Consider the following 4246-nt stretch of genomic DNA (forward strand, 5'->3'; position numbering starts at 1 on the left):
CATCGAGCTCCGGTACCTCGGGCAGCGTGGCGCGAAGCCAGTCGACGGTGTCGCGGGCCCGCATCTCCTCCGGATCCACCGCCAGCACCGCCGACAGCAGTGCGCTGCGGTTGTCGTCGGCGAACACCGGAGGCGCCACCGACACGATGTTGACCGCCTGCCCGGCGGCCCGGCCCACCGCCGCGAGGATGGGTGCATTGCCCGGGTCGTCGGCGTCGGCGGCGGGGAAGGTGACCAGGATGCGCACCGGGCCCAGCGCGCCGGGCCCGAGTGCCTCGGCGGCCGCGGCCACCCCGCCTCGGATCTCGTGGGACGACGGGAACTGCCGTTGCATGCTGTTGCCGAGCACCATGCCGAAGGCCGGGGCGGCCACCATCAGCAACAGGGCCGTGGCCGACAGCGCCGAGGCCCACGGCCGGCGCATGACCGAACCCACCCAGCGGGTCCAGAACCGCGACCGGGTGGACTCCGGCCGTCGGGACCAGTTCAGCAGCGGGGACCGCCGGGCCGCCGCCCGGCCGAAGACGGCCAGCACCGCCGGGATCAGGGTCGCCGAGGTGAGCACCGCGAAGGCCACCGCCAGGATCGCGCCGGTGGCCATCGACCGCAGGACCGGGGTGCCGATCACGTAGATGCCGGTCAGCGATGCGATCACGGTGAGGCCGGAGAGCAGCACCGCCAACCCCGAGGTCGCCATCGCGGCGCCGGCGGCCTGGTCGGGATCCCGGCCGGCCCGAAGTTCCTCCCTGAACCGCATCAGGATGAACAACGAGTAGTCGATCGCCAGGGCGATGCCGAACATCGAGACCGTCGAGGTGACGAACACCGACATCGTAGTGACCATCGACAGCAGATAGACGGCTCCCATGGTCACCACCACCGTGCAGATGCCGAGAGCCAGGGGGATCGCCGCGGCGGCCAACGAGCCGAACACCGCCACCAGGATCATCAGGACGACAGGCAGATTCCACCGTTCGGCCGCGGCGATGTCGTGTTTGGTGCTGGTCTGTGCGGCGGCGCCGAGGGCGCCCTGGCCGATGACGTACAGCTTGACCCGGCCGTCGGCGGTCCGGCCCGGCTGATCGCCCTGGACGCCGACCTTGGCGCGCAATTTACGGGCGGTGTCCACCGCCCCGGTGTTGTCGAAACCCAGGCGAAGCGACACCACATAGGGGCGGTCGGGTGCCGGCGGCGGCTGGACCTGGTTCGGCACCACCTCGAGGCTGGGCACCTCGCGGGCGGCCTGCTCCAGCAGTTGGACGGCCGCCGTCATGTCGGCGTAGGTGGCATCCGCGCGCGGCGCCGCGACCAGCGCCAGCGGGGAGGCGCCCAGTTGCGGGTAGTGGTCCTGGAGTTCGTACTGCACATGCAGTGACTGCGAGCCGGCCACCTCGAAGCCGCCGCCGGTGAGGTGGTTGGACTGGGTCAGGGCCAGCGCAACCGACGGCACCAGCGCCATCAGCCAGCAGGTGAACACCAGCCACCGATGTCTGCGCAGGCTGCCGCTCAGACGCATCATGAACTGCTGGATGGCGTTTCTCCCCGAATCTGGCACAGCGAATCGCGTGGCTGCGAGCCTACCGCAGCACGCGGGTGTCCAATCGGTCTTGGCGGGGCCGGGCGCGACGGAAACCGGCGCCTGGCCTAAGCTGGGCAACTAGGCTGAAGAAAAGCTTTCCACCAAAGCTCACGAAATGAGGAGACCGAGGATGATGCTCACTGCTCGCCGGGTTGTCGCCGGAACGATCGGCGCCGGTGCGGTCGCCGGGACCCTGCTGGTCGGACTTGCGCCCTCGGCAGTCGCCGCGCCGCCGAACTGCACCGCCGCCGACCTTGCCGGGGTGGCCGCCGGGGTGTCCGCCGCGACGTCGGCGTACCTGTTCACTCATCCCGACGTCAACGCTTTCTTCACCGGCCTGGAGGGCTCGCCGCGCGACAGCCTGCAAGGTCAGGTTCAGGGGTACCTCGACGCCAACCCGCAGGTCAAGGCGGAACTCACGGGCATCCGGCAGCCGCTGACCGACTTGAAGAACCGCTGCGGTGCCACGGACGGCGGCGTGGCGGGCGGCGTCTCCTAACCGCGCCGTCCGGCGCGCGCCGCGGCAACGGTCGGCCAGACGGCCCGCCAGCCGAGAAGCAGCAGTCCGGTCACGAGCGTGGCGACCAGGACGAAACTCACCGCGACGCCTTCGCCGACACCTGCGCGCAGGCCCATCGCGATGACTACGGTGCTCAGCCACACGCGGACTCCGGTGGGACGGATCGCAGTCGGCTCTCGCCATGCGCGGTAGATCACCCACGCCACCGTCAGGCCTGCCAGGAACGGCCAGGCGGTCCATGCGACGTCGCCCAGTGTGACCGCCTCGTCGTGATTGCGCCGGCCCAGCGCACAGAATCCGAGGATGCAGGCGACGTCGGCGGCGAAGGCCGGCCCGGCGGCTCGGGAGCGTGTCATCCTCGCCTGTCCATCAGGGTTCCTTCGGAGGGTCCGCGAGTTCCGTCGCAGCGAGTTCATCGACTACGGCGTCGGGATCCAGCGCCCCTTCGGTGCGGAACATGAAGAAGAACACCACCCATCCGATCGCGGAGATGAAAACCCAACTCACCAACCGGTAGATCAGCATCGCCGAGATCGCCGCCGGCAGCGCCATGCCGCTGGATACCAGGCCGGGGACCAGGACGGCCTCGACGACCAGCAAGCCGCCCGGCATGAGGGGAATCGCCCCGACCGCGCGGGCGGCGGCGTAGGCGACGGTCAGTCCGGCCAGGGAAGGGTGGCCGCCGGCGGCGTAGGCGGCGAACGCCAGGCATGCCACGTCGGCGAACCAGTTGAACACCGACCAGCCGAACGCCTCCCCGAGTTCGCCCCGGCTGAGGCTGACCGACTCCAACTGGGTGAGGGTCTCACGCCACTTCCGCAGTCCGGTGTCGGCGGGCTTGCCGCGCGCGGAGTTGACCCACCGGAGCACCTTCACGCCGATTCCGTCGATGAGTTCCGGCCGGGTCGCGACCGCCTGCGCCAGCAGGATCAGCGCCACGAACCCGCCGAGGGTGAACAGCAGCGAGAACGGATTGTTCTTGGCGCCCAACAGGAATGCGCCCCCCAGACCGATCACGGCAAGACCCACCACCTGCAGTGCCCCCGACATCACCAGCTGCCAGGAGGCCACCACCGGGGAGGCGCCCCACTGCCGCTGCCGGCGGTAGACGAACGTCGCCGACAACACCGGGCCGCCCGGCAGGGTGGTGCTCAGCGCGTTACCGGCGTAGAAGGCCGCCTCCGAACTCCACTGCCGCACGGTCACACCGGCTGCGCGCAGCAGGGTCCGCTGGATCTGCGCGAAGCTGTGCATCGACAGCATGGCCGCTGCGACCGCGGCGAGCACCCACCAGGGGTTCGCGGTCAGCAGGCTCATCCACGCCTTGGCGAGCTGATCCCACACCATGCCCGCCTCGACGGCGAGGATCACCGCCGCGAGGCCCAGCAGCGCCCATCGGACCCACCAGTACCTTCCGCGCCCGGCCGGCGCGTTGTGAGCCACCCGCCAAGCCTAGCTTCGGCAGCGTGTCACCCGGGGGAAGCGGTGCTGGTCGACCCGGAAACCGGGGCAAGGCCCGACGGTCAGATACGGCCCTCGCGGCGCAGCAGATCGTGGGCGCTGACCCCGCCGGTGTGCCCGCGGGCATTCAGCTTCTCGGTGGCGACCTCCGAGTCGCCGGCCGGGCGGCTCACCGGGATCGCACGGGTCTCCGCGCTGGAAATCGCTTCAGCGACGGCCGCCGCAGGAATCGCCGTCGTGGCGTCCTCCGGGCCGGCGATCGCATGGGTCGGCTCGTCCGACGCGAGCACCGTGGTCGGCCCGGCCGCCGAATCCACCGGCTGGGCGGGCCGCTTCAAGGACGTCTTGCGGCGCAATTCTCCGAGCCAGGACCCGATGTCCCGGTCCTCCCGCGCCCCGGCGGACTGGAACCGACGGGTGGGAGCATCCTCGACCGGAGCCGCAACCGGCCGGCGCGGCGTGCTGAGCGGTGCCGGCGCCGGGATGGTCGGGGCGGCGCCGACGAGCGCCTCCTCCGGTTCGGCTGCCGGCAGTGCCGCCTCGGTGCCCGGTGCGGCGATCCGCTTGCGTTCGTCGGGCAGCGTGGTCTCGCCCAGACCGATCTTGTGCTGCAGCCGCTTCATCCACTTCGGCGCCCACCAGCAGTCGTCGCCGAGCAGTTTCATGATGGCCGGCACCAGGAACAT

The 4246-nt window shown here is 70.8% G+C and carries 4 protein-coding genes and 1 pseudogene; 1 reads left to right on the top strand and 4 read right to left on the bottom strand.

From position 1 onward, the window contains the following. Positions 1–1519 (bottom strand): MMPL family transporter (locus ADBZ5U_RS11615; protein WP_526265562.1); only part of this gene is annotated, 1519 nt, incomplete at its 3' end. Positions 1520–1709: 190 nt separating this feature from the next. On the opposite strand from ADBZ5U_RS11615, the gene ADBZ5U_RS11620 reads away from it, so the two are divergent. Beyond that, the gene (locus ADBZ5U_RS11620) at positions 1710–2078 is read left to right on the top strand and encodes a hemophore-related protein (RefSeq protein WP_526265564.1); all 369 of its coding nucleotides are present in this window, start codon (positions 1710–1712) and stop codon (positions 2076–2078) included. Here the strand turns inward: ADBZ5U_RS11620 and ADBZ5U_RS11625 are convergent. The 3 genes and pseudogenes from ADBZ5U_RS11625 to ADBZ5U_RS11635 all read right to left on the bottom strand — a co-directional run. After that, the gene (locus ADBZ5U_RS11625; RefSeq protein ID WP_526265566.1) at positions 2075–2455 is read right to left on the bottom strand and encodes a DUF3054 family protein; all 381 of its coding nucleotides are present in this window, start codon (positions 2453–2455) and stop codon (positions 2075–2077) included. The genes ADBZ5U_RS11620 and ADBZ5U_RS11625 overlap by 4 nt on opposite strands. 13 nt (positions 2456–2468) lie before the next feature. After that, positions 2469–3542, bottom strand: a complete 1074-nt coding sequence (locus tag ADBZ5U_RS11630) for a lysylphosphatidylglycerol synthase transmembrane domain-containing protein (protein WP_526265568.1) — start codon at positions 3540–3542, stop codon at positions 2469–2471. Positions 3543–3622: 80 nt separating this feature from the next. After that, positions 3623–4246: pseudogene (locus ADBZ5U_RS11635) on the bottom strand (hypothetical protein); the annotation flags it as partial.

This window comes from Mycobacterium sp. (assembly GCF_040398885.1).
Lineage (GTDB): Bacteria > Actinomycetota > Actinomycetes > Mycobacteriales > Mycobacteriaceae > Mycobacterium.